Origin of the sequence: Rhodobacter sp. CZR27 (genome assembly GCF_002407205.1) — a bacterium.
Lineage (GTDB): Bacteria > Pseudomonadota > Alphaproteobacteria > Rhodobacterales > Rhodobacteraceae > Cereibacter_A.
The window spans coordinates 642,044-659,208 of record NZ_CP023549.1; the positions used below are offsets into that span (position 1 = coordinate 642,044).

Genomic DNA, 17,165 nt, shown 5'->3' on the forward strand with positions numbered 1-17,165 from the left:
GTCTCGGCGCGTCTGCAAGGCGGGCGCTGCTGCCCGGTCGCGTCCTTCCTCCCGGCGTCGATTCGCAGTCCCTGCGCGCCTGCAAGCCGGGCGCCCGGTTCCCGTCCGCCCCGCCGCGACGGCCCGGGGACGAAAATCGGACTCGTCCGTGCTGACCGATCCCGCCCGGAGCGGGCCGCAACCGGACCGCGCCCTGCAGCGGCGGCCTTCACCGAAAGTTCAGTTTCTGGCCGTAGGGCTGGACTTCCGACAGGCCTGTTCCTTCGAATTCCGGGCGACTACCCGGTCTGACCGATCATGCCATCGGCCACGAGCCTCCCTCTTTGCCGGTGGGGGCCGCCATGATAAGCTTGCCGGAGCATGCCCCGCCCTTCCATCCCTTGCGATTTCCTTTCGGTTGAACAGTGTGATCGACGAAAGCTCCGAACGTCCTGTCCGCATTCATCTGGCTGATCAAACGGCCCGGGAGATCCTTCGCGCGGCAAGGGATGCGGTGGTCGTGATCGACCTGTCGGCGAGAATCATCCTTTTCAACGCTGCGGCCGAGCGGATGTTCGGCTATACGGCCCGGCAGGTTATCGGGCGTCCGCTCGATCTTCTCATCCCCGAGGAGTCGCGCGAAAGGCATCGCCAACGGTTGCGCCTGATCCGGATGACCGGCATCACCCCGCGTCAGGCCCATACGCTCGGTCGGATGCAGGGCCGGCGCGCCGACGGCAGCCGCTTCCCGATGGACATTGCGATCTCCCGCGCGCAGAGCCCGGACGGGCCGGTGTTCATGGCCATGGTGCGCAGCTTGTCCGCGCAGGCGCAGGCCCTTGACCCGGGCGACACGGCCGCCGGCCACCACAAGGGGATGGTCGAGGGTCCGCAGCATCTGACATGGACCTGCGGCCCCGATGGCATCTGCGACTACATCAGCCCGCAATGGGCCGACTACACCGGCGCTGCCGCGGAAGAGCTGCTGGGCATGGGCTGGGCCGCGTTCATCCACCCCAAGGATTGCGAACAGGTCGTCGAGACCTGGTATGACTGCGTCAAGCGGGGTGCCGCCCACGAATGCGAATTCCGCCTGCGGCGGCGCGACGGGACCTTTCGCTGGTTCCATTCGCTCGCTGTCCCGCTGCGGGACGGTCAGGGCCTGATCCGGCGCTGGCACGGCTCGACCACCGAGGTCGATGACCTGCGGCGCAGCCCGCAACGTCCCGCCCGACATGACGAGACGCTGGCCTTCGCCGTGGAAGCGGGTCAGGTGGGGGTCTGGGAAGCGGATCTCCTCACCGGGGCGGTCCGGGGGAACGCGCGGCACGACTTCATCTTCGGCTATGACACGCCGCCGTCGTCGTGGAGCATCGATGCCGCGGAGCGACATGTCCTCGAGGAGGATCGCGCCATCTTCCGCGATGCCTGCCGCAAGGCCGGCGTGATCGGCATGATCGACATCGAGGTGCGCATCCGCGACACTCGCGGGTCGCTGCGCCGGATCGCCCTGCGCGGGCAATTGGCACAGCAGCCCGGCCGCCTGCTCGGCACGATCACCGACATCACCGACCGCAAGGACCCATCCGGGCAGGCGCATCTTCAGGCGGTCGTCAGGTCGATGGACGACGCGCTGATCACGACCGGGGTCGATGGCGCCATCACCTCCTGGAATCCGGGCGCCGAACGCCTGTTCGGCTGGACCGAGGAGGAGATCGTCGGCAGAAGCATCATGGTGCTCGTTCCGGACGACCTGAGGACCGACGGCGAGACCCGGTGGCGGGATCACGCGAAGGGTCTTGCGAGCTTCGCCTTCGAGACGCGGCGTCTCCACAAGAACGGGACCTCCATCGAGGTCTCGGTGGTGGTTTCGCCGATCCGGGACGAGGCGGGCCGGTTCGTCGGGCTCGCCGGCGTGCTTCGCGAACGACGCGCGGATCGGGGAGAGCCTCGCCTGTCGGCTTGATGCCGCCGGCGCCCCAAGGTCGCTTCGTGAGGCGCCCCGTCTTCTCGCGTCGCACCTTCGACAGCGGGTCGGTCAGCATGGGCGCCGAGCGGCCCCTCGTCCGAAACGAGGAACAGCGGCAGCGGCGTCGCCATCAGGCCGCCGGCTGTCCCCCGTGACGAAGTTGGCAGGACGCGACGCAAGGATCGCCGCATGAAGATCGGGCAGGTCCTCCATGCGGAAGGCGGGGGGCGTGGACATCGGGGCGCTCCGGTCAGGCGGCGCCGTTCAGGACATGGTTCAGAAGGCCCGCCGCCAGCAGGATCATGGTGGCCCCGACCAGCAGGTCAAGCACCCGCCAGGCGAGCGGCCGCTCAAAGAGCGGCGCGAGCAGCCGGGCGCCGAAGCCGAGCACGGTGAACCACGCCATGCTGGCCAGCCCCGCTCCGGCGACGAAGGGAACCTGGGCACCCTCGGGCTGCGCCGCCCCGACCGAGCCCACCAGCAGCACGGTATCAAGGTAGACATGCGGGTTGAGCAGCGTGAAACCGGCGACGCGGGCGAGCGCGCCGGCGAGCGACAGCGCCTCGCCGCCGTTCTCCGCCACCAGCCGCTCGGGGTGCAGGGCCCGGCGCAGGGCCGAAAGCCCGTACCAGCCGAGGAACGCCGCCCCGCCCAGCGACAGGGCCGCCACCAGCGCCGGAGCCTGCCCCAGCACTGCGCCAAGCCCCGCCACCCCCACCGCGATCAGCGCGAGATCGGCCAGCGCGCAGAAGGCGATGACGGCTCCGACGTGCTCGCGTCGAAGCCCTTGGCGCAGGACAAAGGCGTTCTGGGCGCCGATGGCGACGATCAGGCCGAGGGACAGGACGAAACCGGTGAGGAAGGGGGCGATGTCTTGCATGACGGCTTCCTTGCCGTGACGGCCGGGTGTAGTCCAGTTCAGGATGCTAATGCTGATGAAGCAGGGCTAAGGATGCTGGACTATCCCTTGCTCGCCGCCCTTGCCGCCGTGGTGCGCGAGGGCGGCTTCGACCGTGCCGCGGCCAGGCTGGGGGTGACCCCTTCCGCCGTCTCGCAGCGCATCCGCGCGCTGGAAGAGCGGGTCGGCGCCGCGCTGGTCGTGCGCAGCCAGCCGCCGGTTCCGACCGAGGCCGGCGCGCGGCTCTGCGCCCATGTCGAGCGCGTGCGCCTGCTCGAGGACGAGCTGGCCGCCGACCTGCCCCGGCTTGCGGGGCCGGAGGAGGGGCCTGCGACGCTCCGGGTGGCGGTCAACGCGGATTCGCTCGGCAGCTGGTTCCTGCCTGCCGCCGCGCGCTTTGCCGAGGCGACCGGGGCGCTCCTCGACCTTGTGCTGGATGACGAGGAGCATACGGCGGCGCGGCTGCGCACGGGCGAGGTGCTCGCGGCGGTCACCGCCGAACCGGCCCCGGTGCCGGGCTGCCGCACGCGCGCGCTCGGCGCCCTCCGTTATGTCGCGACGGCAAGTCCCGCCTTCCTCGACCGGCACTTCCCGCAGGGCGTGCATCCCGGGGCGCTGGCCCGCGCGCCGGTCCTGCGGTTCGACCGTAAGGACGGGCTGCAGGCGCGCTGGGTGCGACAGACCTTCGGTCCGGTGCCCGAGGGCCCGACGCATCAGGTGCCCTCGACGCAGGGTTTCCTTGACGCGAGCCTTGCCGGGATCGGCTGGGCGCTGAACCCGTTGCCGCTCGCGGCAGGGCATCTCGCGGCTGGCCGCCTTGTCGATCTGGTGCCCGGCCAATTCCTCGACGTTCCGCTGCACTGGCAGCACGCGCGGCTGGGCGCCCGGCTTCTCGATGCGCTGACGAAGGAGGTCGCGGCGGCCGCGCGCCGCTGTCTCGTGCCGGCCGGTTGAGACGGCAATCTCCGCACGTGGCGGGAGGTGCCGCTTGTCGCAACCGTGCCGCCACGGCCGGCCGCCGCGTCGGAGATGCAACATGCGCCGTCGCTTTTTGTCCGAGGTTCGACAGGGGCGTGGGCCTCGCACGCGCTCCGGACAGGAAAACCCGGCTTGGCACGCGGCCTGCTTATCGCTGTATTGTCAAACTACATAGCGAGAGGGCGGAGATGGCGGACGGACACCTGCGGACCGGGTCGGAGGAACGGAGATGTCCGCCTGACCGCCGCCCCCGCCAGCCGCGGCTCGGCTGCCGTCCCCGCACCCCTTGCCCCTCATGATCCCGGAGCCCCCATGTTTCTCATCGACGACCAGGCCCTTCTCGCCCTGATCCGCGAGGACGTCCCCTTCGGCGACCTCACGACGCGCTCGCTCGGCTTCGGCCGGTCGCGGGGCCACCTCGTGATGACGGCGCGCGACCCGATGACCCTCTGCGCGGTCGAGGAGGCGGGGCGGATCTTCGAACTTCTGGGCTGCGCGGCCGACCTCGCCGCCACCTCGGGCGAGGCGCGCGCCCGGGGCGACATGATCCTGGGCGCCGCAGGGTCGGCCGAGGCGCTCTTTGCCGGCTGGAAGGTGGCGCAGGTGCTTGTGGAATGGGCCGCAGGCATCGCCACCGCAACGCGCGAGCTGGTCGATGCGGCGACCGCCGCCCGGCCCGGCGCGGTCGTGGCCTGCACGCGAAAATCCGTGCCGGGCACGCGGGCGCTGGCGCTCAAGGCGGTCACGGCGGGCGGCGCCACGATCCATCGTGCGGGTCTCTCGGACACGGTGCTGGTCTTCCCCGAGCACCGCGCCTTCGCCCCGGGCTGCCTGAAGGGCCAGCTGATGCGGCTGCGCGCCGCCTGCCCCGAGCGGCACATCGTGGTCGAGGTGACCCGCCACGACGAGGCGCTACGCGCGGCGGAATGGGGCGCCGACGTCGTGCAGCTGGAGAAGTTCGCTCCCGATGCGGTCGCGCGGGTGGTGGCCGAGCTGTCGGATGCGCGGGTCCGGGTGGCCGCTGCCGGGGGCATCACGGCCGCCAATGCGGCCGATTATGCGGCCACCGGCGCGGACGTTCTGGTGACCTCGTCGCCCTACCACGCCCGGCCGCGCGACGTGGCGGTGACGCTGGAGCCCGCCTGAGCAGCCGTGCCGCGAGAAGGGCGCCCCCATCCGGCACCGGGCGGTCCCTTGCCGCTGACCGGCGTGTGTCGGGATTGGCTGTTGCCTCTACGACTGCCCCGCACGGCCGGCGGGGCCTTGACCCGGTGAGCCCGGGCATGCCCGCCGCGGCAGCGCGCGGATGCCCTGCACCGGCCAGCCCGGGCCGGTCAGTCGCGACGGGTGCCTTGGTCAGCCTGCGGCGGGCGATCCTCCTGCCATCGGGCTCCGCTGGCGGGGCAGATACTGGCCGGCTCCGGGGCGGACGAACTCCTCCCCGTCCCGCATCGCGACCTGCCCACGCAGGAGCACCATGACGGGCCAGCCCTGCACCTCCAGCCCCTCGTAGGGCGTGTAGTCGGCGCCGTGGTGCAGGCGGTCGTTCGTCACCACGCGCCGCTCGCGCGGGTTCCAGAGCGCAAGGTCCGCATCCGATCCCACCGCGATCGTGCCCTTGCGCGGGTAAAGCCCGTAGAGCTTGGCGTGGTTCGTGGCGGTCAGCGCCACGAAGCGGTTGATGTCGATCCGGTTCTTCATCACACCTTCCGAGAACAGGATCGGCAGCCGCGTCTCGACGCCGGGAATGCCGTTCGGAACCCAGCGGAAGCTGCGCGTGCCCTTCGGGTTCAGCTTGCCCTGCGGGTCGTCGAAGCGGAACGGGCAATGGTCCGAGGAGTAGAGATCGAAGATCCCCTGCTCCAGCCCCTGCCAGCAGGCTGCCTGACTGGCGGCGTCGCGCGGGGGCGGCGAGCAGACGAATTTCGCGCCCTCCCAGCCGTCGCGGTCAAGGTCGTCCGCCGTCAGCATCAGGTATTGCGGGCAGGTCTCGCCCGCCACCCTGATCCCCCGCATCCGGGCGCGGGCGATCTCTTCCATCGCCTCGCGGTTCGAGACATGGACGATCACCAGCGGAACGCCGACGATCTCGGCCAGCGACAGCGCGCGGTGGGTGGCCTCGCGCTCGGCCGCGATGGGGCGGCTGGTGGCGTGGCCGAGCGGCGAGAGGCGGCCCTCCTCCTCGTGCTTGCCGATCAGGAAGCGGATCGCGTCCTCATTCTCGCAATGGACCATGACCAGCGCGCCCGTGGATCGCGCGGCGTCGAGCGTGGCAAGGATCTCGTCGTCGCGCAGGCGCAGCCCTTCATAGGTCATGAAGACCTTGAGCGAGGTATAGCCGTCCTCGACCAGCGCGGGCAGTTCCTGTCCCAGCACGGATGGCGTGGGGTCTGTGACGATCAGGTGGAAGCTCACGTCGGTCAGGCAGCGCCCCTCGGCCAGCGCGTGATAGCCGGCCAGCGCCTCGCGCAGGGACTGGCCCTTCTGTTGCAGACAGAAGGGCAGGACGGTGGTGTTGCCGCCATGCAGGGCCGAGCGCGTGCCGCTTTCGAAATCGTCGGCCATGACGATGCCGTCGCCCGAGGGTTGGGCGATGTGGACATGGCTGTCGATCCCGCCCGGCAGCACGAAGAGGCCAGTGGCGTCGATCTGGTCGAGCGCGGGACCGAGGTGTTCGGCCAGCGCCGTGATGCGGCCGCCACGGATGCCCACGTCGCAGCGGATGGTGTCGGAGGCGGTGACGACGGTGCCGCCGCGGATGACGAGGTCGAACATCTCAGGCGGCCTTTCGCAGGATCTCGTCGAAGGCGGCGCAGAGCCGGTCCACCTCGTCCAGCGTGTTGTAGTGCACCATCGACACGCGCAGCAGCCCGCCGTCGTCCATCTCGTCCAGCGACTCGACTAGGCGGCGGGCGTGGAAATCGCCGTGCCGGATGGCGATGCGGTGGTCGTCCATGGCGCGGGCGAGCGCCGCCGAATCGCGGCCGGGGAAGCGGAAGGCGATGGTCGGGATGCGGGTCGAGCCCTCGTTGCGCGCGGGTCCGATCACGCGGACATCGTTGCGCTGGCCGAGCCAGCCCAGAAGCCGGGCGACCAGTGCGTCCTCCTGCGCGGTGATCGCGCGGAAACCCGCCTCGATCCGCGCGCGGACGGGGCCCGCCGCGCCCCCCAGCTCCGCCAGGTAGTCGCGGATCCCGAGCACGCTGTAGGCGCATTCATAGCTCGGGTTGCCCGGCTCCAGCTTCCCGGGCACGCGGTCCTTGCCGTAGAAATAGTGATAGAGCGTATCCAGCTCCAGCAGATGCGCGTGCTTGCCATACATCACCGCGTAATGCGGCCCATAGGTCTTGTAGAGGCTGAAGACATAGTAATCGACGTCCCATGCCTGCACGTCGATGGCGCGATGCGGGGCGTAGGCCACGGCGTCGACGCAGAGCCGCGCGCCGTGGTCGTGGACGAAGCGGGCGATCTCGGCCACCGGATGCACCTGGCCCAGGATGTTCGAGACATGGGTGACGCAGACCAGCCGCGTGCGGTCGGTCATCAGCGGCGCAAGGTCGTCGAGCTTCAGCGTGAAGCTGTTGCGGTCGAGCGGCCAGACCTTCACCACGATGCCGAACTCTCGCAGCGCCATCCATGGGCCGATGTTGGATTCGTGATCGGCCATCGTGACCACGATCTCGTCGCCGGGCGACAGCTGGCTGCGCATCGCGCGGGCAAGGTTCTGCAGAAGCACCGTGGTCGAGGGACCGAAGACGATCTCCTCGGGGCGTGCGGCGTTCACCAGCGTCGCGGCGGCGGCGCGGCCCGCGGCCAGCGCCTCGGCCGCGGCCTGCGACACCGCATAGCTGCCGCCGATCTGGACGTTCTTCTCGTAGAGGAACTCGGTCATCCGCTCGACCGCGCCGCGCAGGATCTGCGAGCCGCCCGCATTGTCGAAAAGCGTCCAGCCGCGCGCAAGCCCCGGGAAATGGGCGCGCACGCGGTCGAGGTTCAGGGTGTCGGTCATGATGTCTCCGGAGGCGGGCGGGGCGGCAGTCAGTGGTTCAGGACCGCGCCAAGGAAGTTGCGGGTGCGCGGCTCTTGCGGGGCGTCGAAGATCCGGTCGGGCGGGCCGGTCTCGACGATCTGGCCGCCGTCCATGAAGATCACCCGGTCGGCGACCTGCCGGGCAAAGCCCATCTCGTGGGTGACCACGACCATGGTGACCCCCGTGCCGGCGAGCGCCTTCATCACGTCCAGAACCTCGCCCACCATCTCGGGATCGAGCGCCGAGGTCGGCTCGTCGAACAGCAGCACCTTCGGCTCCATCGCCAGTGCGCGCGCGATCGCCACGCGCTGCTGCTGCCCGCCCGAGAGCTGGCCGGGATACTTGTCGGCCTGCGCCTCGATGCCGACGCGGGCCAGAAGGGTGCGGGCGCGGGCCTCGGCCTCGCGCGCGGACAGCCGGCGCACGCGCATCGGCGCCAGCATCACGTTCCGCAGCACCGTCATGTGCGGAAAGAGGTTGAAGGACTGGAACACCATGCCCACCTCGGCGCGCACCCGGTCCAGCGCGCGGCCACGCGCCACGGGGATGCCGTCGACGCTGACCTCGCTGCCGGGAGAGAACTCCTCGAGCAGGTTGATGCAGCGGATCAGCGTGGACTTGCCCGACCCTGAGGGGCCGATGACGCAGACTACCTCGCCTTCGGAGATGTCGAGGTCGATGCCGTTCAGCGCCGTGAAGGTGCCATAGGTCTTGTGCAGGTTGCGGATGCGGATGACGGGATCGGGCATGTCAGCGGCTCCGCGCACCAAAGCGGCCTTCCAGCCGCGAGACGATGGCCACCAGCGGCCACAGAAGCGCGATGTAGATCAGCGCGGCCCCGATCAGCGGCGAGGGGTTGGCGGCCAGCGCCTGCGCCTGCGTCGCCTGTTTCAGCAGGTCCGGCATCGCCACGACAGAGGCCAGCGCCGTGTCCTTCATCACGTTGATGCAGTTGTTGGTCAGCGGCGGGATCACGATGCGGATCGCCTGCGGCAGGATCACGTCCACCATCGTGTGGCGATAGCTCAGCCCCAGCGCCCCCGAGGCCTCGAACTGGCCGCGCGGAATGGCTTCGATCCCGGCGCGGAAGATCTCGGCGGTATAGGCGCTGGACACCAGCGTCAGCGTCACCGCCGCCGAGACGAAGGGTGACAGGCGGATGCCCACGAAGGGCAGCGCGTAATAGACCACGATCAGCAGGACGAGGATCGGGATCGAGCGCAGGATGTCGATATAGACCCGCGCAAGGCCGCGGAACACGGCCATCCCGTAAAGCCGCACCAGCGCAAGGCCGAGGCCCAGCACCAGCCCGCCCAGGATGCTCGTCACCCCCAGCTTGACCGTGACCCAGAGGCCGGACAGCAGCAGCGGAAAGGTCCGCACCAGAACCGGCACGTTGAAGAATGTGTCGAAGATGTCCATGCGGCCCCCGGCTGGACAGGGCGGCGAAGGCTCGCCGCCCCGGATGCGCTCAGTCGAGCTTCGGCATGTCGAGAACCTTCGCCGTCGAGGTCGTGGCCTCGGGCTCGGCGCCGAACCACTTCTTGTGCAACGCAGCCACCACGCCTTCGGTCTTCAGCTGGCTGATGACCTCGTTCACCTCGGCCGCCAGCGGGGCGTCCTTCGCGAACATCATCGAATATTGCTCGCCCGTCGGGATGCGCTCGGCCACCAGATACTGGGGCTTGTCCTTGGCGTAGTATTGCAGCGCCGGGATGTCGCTGATGTAGCCGTCGATCCGCCCGGCCGCGAGGTCAAGCATCGCCGGCGCCAGCCCCTCGTAGCGGCGGATGTCGCTGAAGCCCTGCGCGGCGGTGTTCTCGGTCGCCCACATGTCGCCGGTCGATCCGGTGTCCACGCCCACCACCTTGCCCTTCATGTCGGCAACACCCTTGATCCCGCTCGCCGCCATCACCGTCAGCGACTGATCGCTGTCATAGTAGGGCTGTGCGAATGACACCGATTCCAGCCGCTTCTGCGTGATGGTGATCGAGGACATCGCCATGTCGATCCGCCCCGACTGCACCGCCGAGAACAGGCCGTTGAACGGGATGTTCTCGATTTTCACTTCGCGGCCCAGCCGCTTGCCGATCTCGGTCGCCAGATCCACCTCGAAGCCCACGAAGGCGCCCGAGTCATCCTGGAATTCCCACGGTACGTTGCCGATGTTGGCGCCCACGGTCAGGTCTGCCGCCTGCGCGCCCGCCGCGCCGATCCCCAGCGCCAGCCCCGAAGCCAGCGCTGCCGCCCGCAGAAAATCGCGTCTCCTCATCTGTCGAACCTTTCCCTGTTGCTTCTTGCTGTTCTAAGGTCATACCGGTCAGACCGGTCGAACCAAGACAAGCATGATGCCTTTTGCATGGCAAGCGGGTAATCGACGGCGGCGCAGCGGACGGGGATGGAACGGGGATGGTGCTGAAAATTCAGACGCCCGAGGGCGAGGAGGCGGGCTGGACTCCGCTTCCGCAGCAGGTGGCCCGCCGGCTGCAGGACATGATCCGCGCGGGCGAGTTGAAGCCGGGCGACCGGCTGCCCTCGCAGCGCGTGCTGTCCGAGCGGCTGGCGGTCAGCCGCGCGTCGCTGCGCGAGGCGCTCCTGACGCTGGAGACGCTGGGTCTTCTGCGGACCGAGCCGGCGCGCGGCACCTTCGTCACCGGCCCCTCGGCCGCGGCGGCGACGCCTGCGGGGGCAGCCCTGAAATGGCGCTACGCCGACAGCTATTCCGCGCAGGAGGTGTTCGAGACGCGGGTGATGCTCGAGGGGCGGATCGCGGCCGGGGCGGCCGGGCTGATCGACGCGCCCTCGCTTCGCGCGCTGCATCAGGCCACGGACGAGATGGAGCGCTGCTGGGACGCGGGGGACCTGCTGGCCAATGTCGAGGCAGATCTCCTGTTTCACCGGATCATTGCCCGGTATTGCCCGAACCGCATGTTGCAGGAGCTTTACGGGCTGATTGCCCACCTGCTGACCGAGACCCAGCGCCAGCCGATCCCCCGGACCGAGGCGCCGCGGATGAAGGCCTCGCTGGCCGAGCACCGCAGCATCATCGCGGCGCTGGAAGCGCGCGATCCCGGCTGGGCGCGCCTCGCGATGGAGGCGCATGTGCGCAACACGGCCCAGTGCGCGGGCGTCTCCGTCTGACGGTCCTGCCCCGTTGGGGCCGCCATCGCGGTCGGGCGGAGGTCGGCCGGGAACAGTCCCGGCCATGATCAAGGGACGCGAAGGACGCTACCGGCGCCGGTAGAGCCAGACGGTCAGCGGCGCCAAGACCAGCGTCAGCGCCACGGGTGCGGCGAGCGCAGCGGCGATCTGGCCCGCGCTGGCGGTGCCGCCCATCAGGCCGCGCAGGGCCGTGGCCATCAGCGAGACCGGGTTCACCTCGACGAAGCCCCGCAGCCACTCCGGCATGGTGGCCGGGTCGACCATGATGTTCGAGGCGAAGGTCACCGGAAAGAGGATGGTGAAGCCCAACGTCATCACGGTCATCGGCGTGCGCACCAGCATGCCCAGCACCAGGAAGATCCAGCCCGTGCCGAAGCCGATGCCGAGCAGCAGGACGAAGGCCGCCAGCACCCCCGGCACCCCGGCCTCCGGCCGGTAGCCGAGCGCCAGCCCGATCCCGAGGATGATCGCGCCCGCGATCAGATGGCGCAGGATGTCGCCCACCATCAGCCCGGCGAAGGGCGCCAGCGACCAGATCGGCAGGGTCCGGAACCGGTCGAACAGGCCCTTCTGGAAATCGGTCGAAAGGCCCATGCCCGAATAGACCGAGTTGAACACGACCGTCTGCACCAGGATCCCCGGCAGGAAGAACTGCAGATACTCGCCCGGCGATCCCGCCAGAGCGCCGCCGAAGACGAAGGTGAAGAGCAGCGTGAACATGATCGGGGTCATGACGATGTCGAACAGCTGCTCGGGCAGGTGGCGGAACTTCAGCACCGCCCGCCAGCCGAAGACCAGCGCATTCGACAGGCCCGAGGGCGGCGCCGGGCGCTCGGCACGGCGCAGGAACTCCGGCTCGCTCATCTGGCACCTCCCGTTCCGGACGCTCCGGTGAGCGCGAAGAAGACCTCGTCAAGGCTTGGCTGGCCGACCGAGAAGTCGGCCGGCTCATGCCCGGCCGCGATCAACTCGGCCAGGGCCGCATGGGCGGTGGCGGCGCTGGCGACCTTGACCGACAGCGTGGCGCCCTCGGCGCTCCGCTGCACCGAGCCTCCGAGGCCTTGCGCCAGCAGGCGCTCGGCCGCATCGAGCCCCGCGGGATCGGCGAGCGTCACATGCAGGAAGCCCGAGCCGGTCGCGGCCTTCAGCTCGCGGCTGGTGCCCTCGGCGATCTTGCGGCCGTGGTCCATGACCATGATGCGGTCGGCCAGCTGGTCGGCCTCCTCCAGATACTGCGTCGTGAGCAGGATGGTGACGCCCGAGGCGGCCAGCTGCCGGATCAGCCGCCAGATGCCCTGCCGCGCCGAGGGGTCGAGCCCGGTCGTCGGCTCGTCGAGGAACAGCACCCCCGGCGTCACGATCAGCGAAGCCGCGATGTCGAGGCGCCGGCGCATCCCGCCGGAATAGTCCTTCACCTGCCTGCGCGCGGCCCCGGCCAGGTCGAAGGCGGCCAGAAGCTCGTCGGCGCGGCGACGCGAGGCCCGCAGGCCGAACCCCCAGAGCCGGGCCAGCATCAGCAGGTTCTCGCGGCCGGTCAGGTCCTCGTCGAGCGAGGCGAACTGGCCGGTCATCGAGATCGACGCCCGCACCGCCTGCGGTTCGCGCACGAGATCGTGACCCATGATCGAGGCCCGCCCGCCGTCCGGCCCGATCAGCGTGGCAAGCACCCGCAGGAGCGAGGTCTTGCCCGCGCCGTTCGGGCCAAGGATGGCGAAGATCGTGCCGCGCGGCACGTCGAGATCGATCCCCGCCACCGCCGTCATCTTGCCGAACCGGCGCACCAGCCCGCGGGCCTGCAAGGCAAGCCCCTCATCGGCCGGGGCCGCGATAGCATCGGTCATCGGCGTCTCCGTCATCGGCTTCGTTCGGGGGGCCCGCGGTCCGCGACCCACGGATGCCCCGATTCCCCTGCAGGACCGGGCAGCGTCCGACACGTTGCCAAATCGCCCGCAGGCTGGAAAGACCGGACCCGGATGCCGAAGTGCAGCCCGCGCGACATCCGGACCGGCGCGAGACGACGTGCCCGCTGTCCATCCGCCCGCAACGGCTGGACAGACCGGTCCTCTGCCCCATCCTTCGGGGAAACCGGATCGGGAAGGCGGAGATGCCCAGGACAAACCCCGAGGTTGACGCGCTCCTTGCCGGGCTGACCGCCTGGCAGGACGAGCTTGCCTGCCTGCGCTCGATCCTCCTCGAAAGTGCGCTGACCGAGGATTTCAAGTGGCGCTCGCCGGTCTATACCTTCAACGGCGGCAATGTAGCGATCATCTGGGGGTTCAGGGATCGCGCCACGCTCGGGTTCTTCAAGGGCGTGCTCTTGGCCGACCCCTGCGGCATGCTCGAGCCGCCCGGAGAACACTCCCGGTCCTCGCGGGTGATCAACTTCACGGACGTGAACCAGATCGAGAGCGCGAGGCCGGCCCTGCTTGCCCTGATCGCCGAGGCCATCGAGCTCGAACGATCGGGCCTGAAGGTCGAGTTTCCGAAGGATGATCTGGACTATCCACTGGAACTTTCCGACCGGCTCGACGGCGACCCTGGCTTCCGGGCGGCGTTCGAGGCGCTGACGCCCGGTCGCCGGCGTGGCTGGGTGCTGCACGTCCTGCAGGCAATGCAATCGGCCACGCGGGCGTCGCGCATCGACCGCGCCATGCCCCGCATCCTTGCGGGCAAGGGCCCGCAAGATCGCTAGGCGCATTGCTCGGGGGAGACGGCTGCCTTTGGCGCGGTCCCGCGCAAGGGGAACCGGCAGGTCACGGACCCTTGCCCGGACAACCGGAAGGCCGTGGGCGGCGCTGGCCACCGACCTGGTCGCGTCGGTCTCGACGGTCAGCAGTATGGAGCAGCGTGCGGCTGTCATGAAAGCTTCATTTGACGGGCCGCGTGGTCATTCCATAAATCGAGAACTATGGAAACGACAGAAGCCGCCCACCACTTCGCCGCCCTCGGACATCCCGGCCGCCTTGCCATCGTCCGCCTGCTCCTGCGTCACGCGCCGCGGGCTGTGCGGCCGACCGAGATTGCGGCAACGCTGGGGATGAAGCCGAACACCCTCTCGCACCATCTGTCCGAGCTGGAGACGGCAGGGCTGATCGGCTCGGCACGCGAGGGACGCTCGCTGTTCTACAGCGTGCGGCTGCCCGCGCTTGCGGCGCTGATCGCCTACCTCGGCCACGACTGCGGCCGGGGCCGCCCCGACCTGATGCCTCGCGTTCCACGGGAGATGGACATGGACCGCCCCTTCAACGTGCTCTTCATCTGCTCGGGCAATTCCGCCCGCTCGATCTTCGCCGAGGCGATCCTGCGCAGCCTCGGCGGCACCCGCTTCCGCGCCTTCTCTGCCGGGACGCGGCCGAACAGCCGGCTGAACCCCTTCGCGCTCGAGGTGCTGGAGCGCAACGGGCTCGACACCTCCAGCCTGCGCTCGAAGCATGTCGCCGAGTTCGAGGGGCCGGAGGCGCCGAGGATGGATTTCGTCTTCACCGTCTGCGAGCAGGCGGCATCGGACGAATGCGCGCCCTGGCCGGGCCAGCCGCTGACCGCGCATTGGGGGATGTCGGACCCGGCAAAGGCCGAAGGTACCGACGCCGAGAAGGGCCTCGCCTTCGCCAAGGCCTTCGGCGAGCTGCACCGCCGGATCTCGGCCTTCACCCAGCTGCCCTTCGACCAGCTGGAGCGGCTTGCGCTGCAGCAGCATCTCGACCGGCTGGGAGAGGCCTGATGGCGCGGATCGCGGTGAACGGCCTCGGCCGGATGGGCAAGCTTCTGCTGCGCGCGCTGATCGACCGCGGCGCGGGTGGCGAGATCGTGCTTCTGAACGACGCCGAGGGGGATGCGGCGCAGCACGCGCTGCTGATGGAGTTCGACAGCGTCCACGGCCGGTGGGCCGTGCCAGTCGCACATGATGCGGAGAGCCTGACGCTGGGCGGACATCGCATGCCGCTCACGCGCGTGCGGCGGATCGAGGATCTGCCGCTGCGCGAACTGGGCGTAGATCTGGTGGTCGATTGCACCGGCGTCTTCAAGACGGCCGCAAAGCTCGCGCCCTATTTCGAGGCGGTGCGAAAGGTGGTCGTCTCGGCGCCGGTGAAGGACGGCGGGGCGTTGAACCTCGTCCATGGCATCAACCACCACCTCTACGACGGCAGCCAGCGGCTGGTGACGGCGGCCTCCTGCACGACGAACTGCCTCGCGCCGGTGGTGAAGGTGATCCATGAGGGGATCGGCATCCGGCATGGCTCGATCACCACGATCCATGACGTGACGAACACGCAGACCATCGTGGACCGCCCGGCGAAGGACATGCGCCGCGCGCGCTCGGCGCTGGCGAACCTGATCCCGACCACGACCGGCTCGGCCACGGCAATCGGGCTGATCTACCCCGAGCTGAAGGGGCGGCTGAACGGCCATGCGGTGCGGGTGCCGCTCTTGAACGCCTCGCTGACCGACGCCGTCTTCGAGGTCGCGCGCCCGACCACGGCCGAGGAGGTCAACGCCCTCTTTGCCGAGGCGGCGCGGGGGCCGCTGAAGGGGATCCTGGGCTATGAGGAGCGGCCGCTCGTCTCGTCGGATTTCCTGAACGATCCGCGCTCGGCGGTGGTCGACGCGGCCTCGACCATGGTCGTCGGCGGCACGCAGGTGAAGGTCTACGCCTGGTATGACAACGAATGGGGCTATGTCTGCCGGCTGGCGGACATCACCCGGATGGTGGCGGAGAGCCTGGCATGACCGGCCACCCGCCCTCAAGCGCCAGAGCTGCAAGCCTGCATGCTGGGCCCGTTTCCGAGGCAGGAGCATGAGCGCCGCCCCCTCGGGCCTCCGCGCCTATGCCGCCGTGACCGCCGCCTACTGGGCCTTCATGCTCAGCGATGGCGCGCTCCGGATGCTGGTGCTCTTGCACTTCAACGGGCTTGGGTTCTCGCCGCTGCAGCTGGCCTGGCTGTTCCTGCTCTACGAGCTGGCGGGCGTCGTGACCAACCTCTCGGCAGGCTGGCTCGCCGCCCGCTTCGGGCTGACCTCGACGCTCTATGCCGGGCTGGGCCTGCAGATCGGGGCGCTCGGCGCGCTGGCGATGCTGGATCCTGAGTGGAGCATCCCGGCCTCGGTCGCCTTCGTGATGGCGGTGCAGGGGGCCTCGGGCGTCGCGAAGGATCTCGCCAAGATGTCCTCGAAAAGCGCGGTGAAGCTGCTGGCCCCTGCGGGAGACGGGCTTTTCCGCTGGGTGGCGTGGCTCACGGGATCGAAGAACGCGGTGAAGGGCGCGGGCTTCTTCCTCGGCGCGGCGCTTCTGGCGCTGGCGGGATTCCAGGCCGCGGTCTGGGGAATGGCGGCGGTGCTGGCCCTGATCCTGCTGGCGGTGGTGCTCTGGATGCCCGAGGGGCTGCCGCGCGGGGTGAAGGGGACGAAGATCGCCTCGGTCTGGTCGCGCGATCCCGGCATCAACCGGCTGTCGCTGGCGCGGATGTTCCTGTTCGGGGCGCGGGACGTGTGGTTCGTGGTGGGCATCCCGGTCTATTTCCAGTCGGTCCTGTCGGACGGCACCGCCGAGGGTCGCCGCGAGGCCTTCTTCCTGATCGGCGGCTTCATGGCGCTCTGGATCATCGGTTATGGCGCGGTGCAGGGACTGGCGCCCCGGCTGATCCGGGGCGACGCCGCGGCCCAGGCCCGCCGCTGGGCCGGGTGGCTGGTGCCCATCCCCTTCGCACTGGCCGCGCTGGCGCTGGCGGCGGAAGAGCCGGCCCCGTGGCTGACGCTGACGCTGGTCGCGGGGCTTCTGCTCTTCGGCTTCGTCTTCGCGGTGAACTCGTCGTTGCACTCCTACCTGATCCTCGCCTTCTCGAAGGCCGAGCGGGTGACGATGGACGTGGGCTTCTACTACATGGCAAATGCAGCCGGCCGGCTGGTCGGCACGCTGCTCTCGGGCCTCAGCTACCAGTGGGGCGGCCTGCCGCTCTGCCTTGCCACAGCGGGCGCCATGGCTGCCGCAAGCTGGATGACGGCGCGACGGATCGAGCCGGCGGCGACCGCCTGACCGCGGCAGGCCGCCGACGCCGACACACCGGCATGGCTCCGTGGCGCCATGCATCAGGGGCCGGTTCGCGGAAGCGGGCCCGCGGCTGGTCACCCGGCCCGTGCCGCAAAGTCGGCGC

General features: G+C 69.7%; 16 protein-coding genes. 8 read left to right on the top strand and 8 right to left on the bottom strand.

Annotated features, from left to right (window positions below; translation table 11 throughout):
- The first annotated feature begins 406 nt into the window (after nt 1–406).
- Nucleotides 407–1,945, top strand: a complete 1,539-nt coding sequence (locus tag CK951_RS19025) for a PAS domain-containing protein (protein ID WP_269770565.1) — start codon at nt 407–409, stop codon at nt 1,943–1,945.
- Between the two features lie 253 nt (nt 1,946–2,198).
- Here the strand turns inward: CK951_RS19025 and CK951_RS19035 are convergent, their stop codons facing one another.
- On the bottom strand, nt 2,199–2,828 hold the full coding sequence (locus CK951_RS19035) for a LysE/ArgO family amino acid transporter (RefSeq protein WP_096787778.1): 630 nt from the start codon (nt 2,826–2,828) through the stop codon (nt 2,199–2,201).
- Between the two features lie 72 nt (nt 2,829–2,900).
- On the opposite strand from CK951_RS19035, the gene CK951_RS19040 reads away from it, so the two are divergent.
- Together CK951_RS19040 and modD are read left to right on the top strand one after the other, a co-directional pair.
- Nucleotides 2,901–3,800: a LysR family transcriptional regulator ArgP gene (locus CK951_RS19040; protein ID WP_096787779.1), complete on the top strand. Its 900-nt coding sequence runs from the start codon at nt 2,901–2,903 to the stop codon at nt 3,798–3,800.
- 336 nt (nt 3,801–4,136) lie between these two features.
- Nucleotides 4,137–4,970 (top strand): ModD protein, encoded by an 834-nt coding sequence (modD, locus tag CK951_RS19045; protein ID WP_096787780.1) that lies wholly within the window; start codon nt 4,137–4,139, stop codon nt 4,968–4,970.
- A gap of 210 nt (nt 4,971–5,180) precedes the next feature.
- Here the strand turns inward: modD and hydA are convergent, their stop codons facing one another.
- Genes hydA through CK951_RS19070 form a run of 5 tightly spaced genes read right to left on the bottom strand, consistent with a single transcriptional unit; the run spans nt 5,181 to nt 10,126 of the window.
- Nucleotides 5,181–6,599, bottom strand: coding sequence for a dihydropyrimidinase (gene hydA / locus CK951_RS19050; RefSeq protein WP_096787781.1), 1,419 nt, complete (start codon nt 6,597–6,599; stop codon nt 5,181–5,183).
- 1 nt (nt 6,600) lies between these two features.
- Nucleotides 6,601–7,833 carry a cysteine desulfurase-like protein gene (locus tag CK951_RS19055; RefSeq protein WP_096787782.1) on the bottom strand — a complete coding sequence of 411 codons (1,233 nt, stop codon included), beginning with the start codon at nt 7,831–7,833 and terminating at the stop codon, nt 6,601–6,603.
- A 29-nt stretch (nt 7,834–7,862) separates the two neighbouring features.
- Nucleotides 7,863–8,603 (bottom strand): amino acid ABC transporter ATP-binding protein, encoded by a 741-nt coding sequence (locus tag CK951_RS19060; RefSeq protein WP_096787783.1) that lies wholly within the window; start codon nt 8,601–8,603, stop codon nt 7,863–7,865.
- Between the two features lies 1 nt (nt 8,604).
- The gene (locus CK951_RS19065; RefSeq protein WP_096787784.1) at nt 8,605–9,276 is read right to left on the bottom strand and encodes an amino acid ABC transporter permease; all 672 of its coding nucleotides are present in this window, start codon (nt 9,274–9,276) and stop codon (nt 8,605–8,607) included.
- Nucleotides 9,277–9,325: 49 nt separating this feature from the next.
- Nucleotides 9,326–10,126: an ABC transporter substrate-binding protein gene (locus tag CK951_RS19070; protein WP_096787785.1), complete on the bottom strand. Its 801-nt coding sequence runs from the start codon at nt 10,124–10,126 to the stop codon at nt 9,326–9,328.
- A gap of 137 nt (nt 10,127–10,263) precedes the next feature.
- Here CK951_RS19070 and CK951_RS19075 point away from each other — a divergent pair, with 137 nt between their 5' ends.
- Nucleotides 10,264–10,995, top strand: coding sequence for a FadR/GntR family transcriptional regulator (locus tag CK951_RS19075; RefSeq protein ID WP_096787786.1), 732 nt, complete (start codon nt 10,264–10,266; stop codon nt 10,993–10,995).
- A gap of 87 nt (nt 10,996–11,082) precedes the next feature.
- Here CK951_RS19075 and CK951_RS19080 read toward each other — a convergent pair whose 3' ends face one another.
- The gene (locus tag CK951_RS19080) at nt 11,083–11,880 is read right to left on the bottom strand and encodes an ABC transporter permease (protein WP_096787787.1); all 798 of its coding nucleotides are present in this window, start codon (nt 11,878–11,880) and stop codon (nt 11,083–11,085) included.
- The gene (locus CK951_RS19085) at nt 11,877–12,857 is read right to left on the bottom strand and encodes an ATP-binding cassette domain-containing protein (RefSeq protein ID WP_096787788.1); all 981 of its coding nucleotides are present in this window, start codon (nt 12,855–12,857) and stop codon (nt 11,877–11,879) included. Before CK951_RS19085 ends, CK951_RS19080 begins: the two co-directional genes overlap by 4 nt.
- Nucleotides 12,858–13,120: 263 nt before the next feature.
- On the opposite strand from CK951_RS19085, the gene CK951_RS19090 reads away from it, so the two are divergent.
- The 4 genes from CK951_RS19090 (at nt 13,121) to arsJ (ending at nt 17,047) form a co-directional block, all read left to right on the top strand.
- Nucleotides 13,121–13,708: a YdeI family protein gene (locus CK951_RS19090; protein WP_096787789.1), complete on the top strand. Its 588-nt coding sequence runs from the start codon at nt 13,121–13,123 to the stop codon at nt 13,706–13,708.
- 216 nt (nt 13,709–13,924) lie between these two features.
- On the top strand, nt 13,925–14,737 hold the full coding sequence (locus CK951_RS19095) for a metalloregulator ArsR/SmtB family transcription factor (protein WP_096787790.1): 813 nt from the start codon (nt 13,925–13,927) through the stop codon (nt 14,735–14,737).
- Nucleotides 14,737–15,744 (top strand): ArsJ-associated glyceraldehyde-3-phosphate dehydrogenase, encoded by a 1,008-nt coding sequence (locus CK951_RS19100; protein WP_096787791.1) that lies wholly within the window; start codon nt 14,737–14,739, stop codon nt 15,742–15,744. The genes CK951_RS19095 and CK951_RS19100 overlap by 1 nt, the downstream gene beginning before the upstream one ends.
- Before the next feature lie 67 nt (nt 15,745–15,811).
- Nucleotides 15,812–17,047, top strand: coding sequence for an organoarsenical effux MFS transporter ArsJ (gene arsJ, locus CK951_RS19105; RefSeq protein ID WP_096787792.1), 1,236 nt, complete (start codon nt 15,812–15,814; stop codon nt 17,045–17,047).
- Nucleotides 17,048–17,165: the final 118 nt, after the last annotated feature.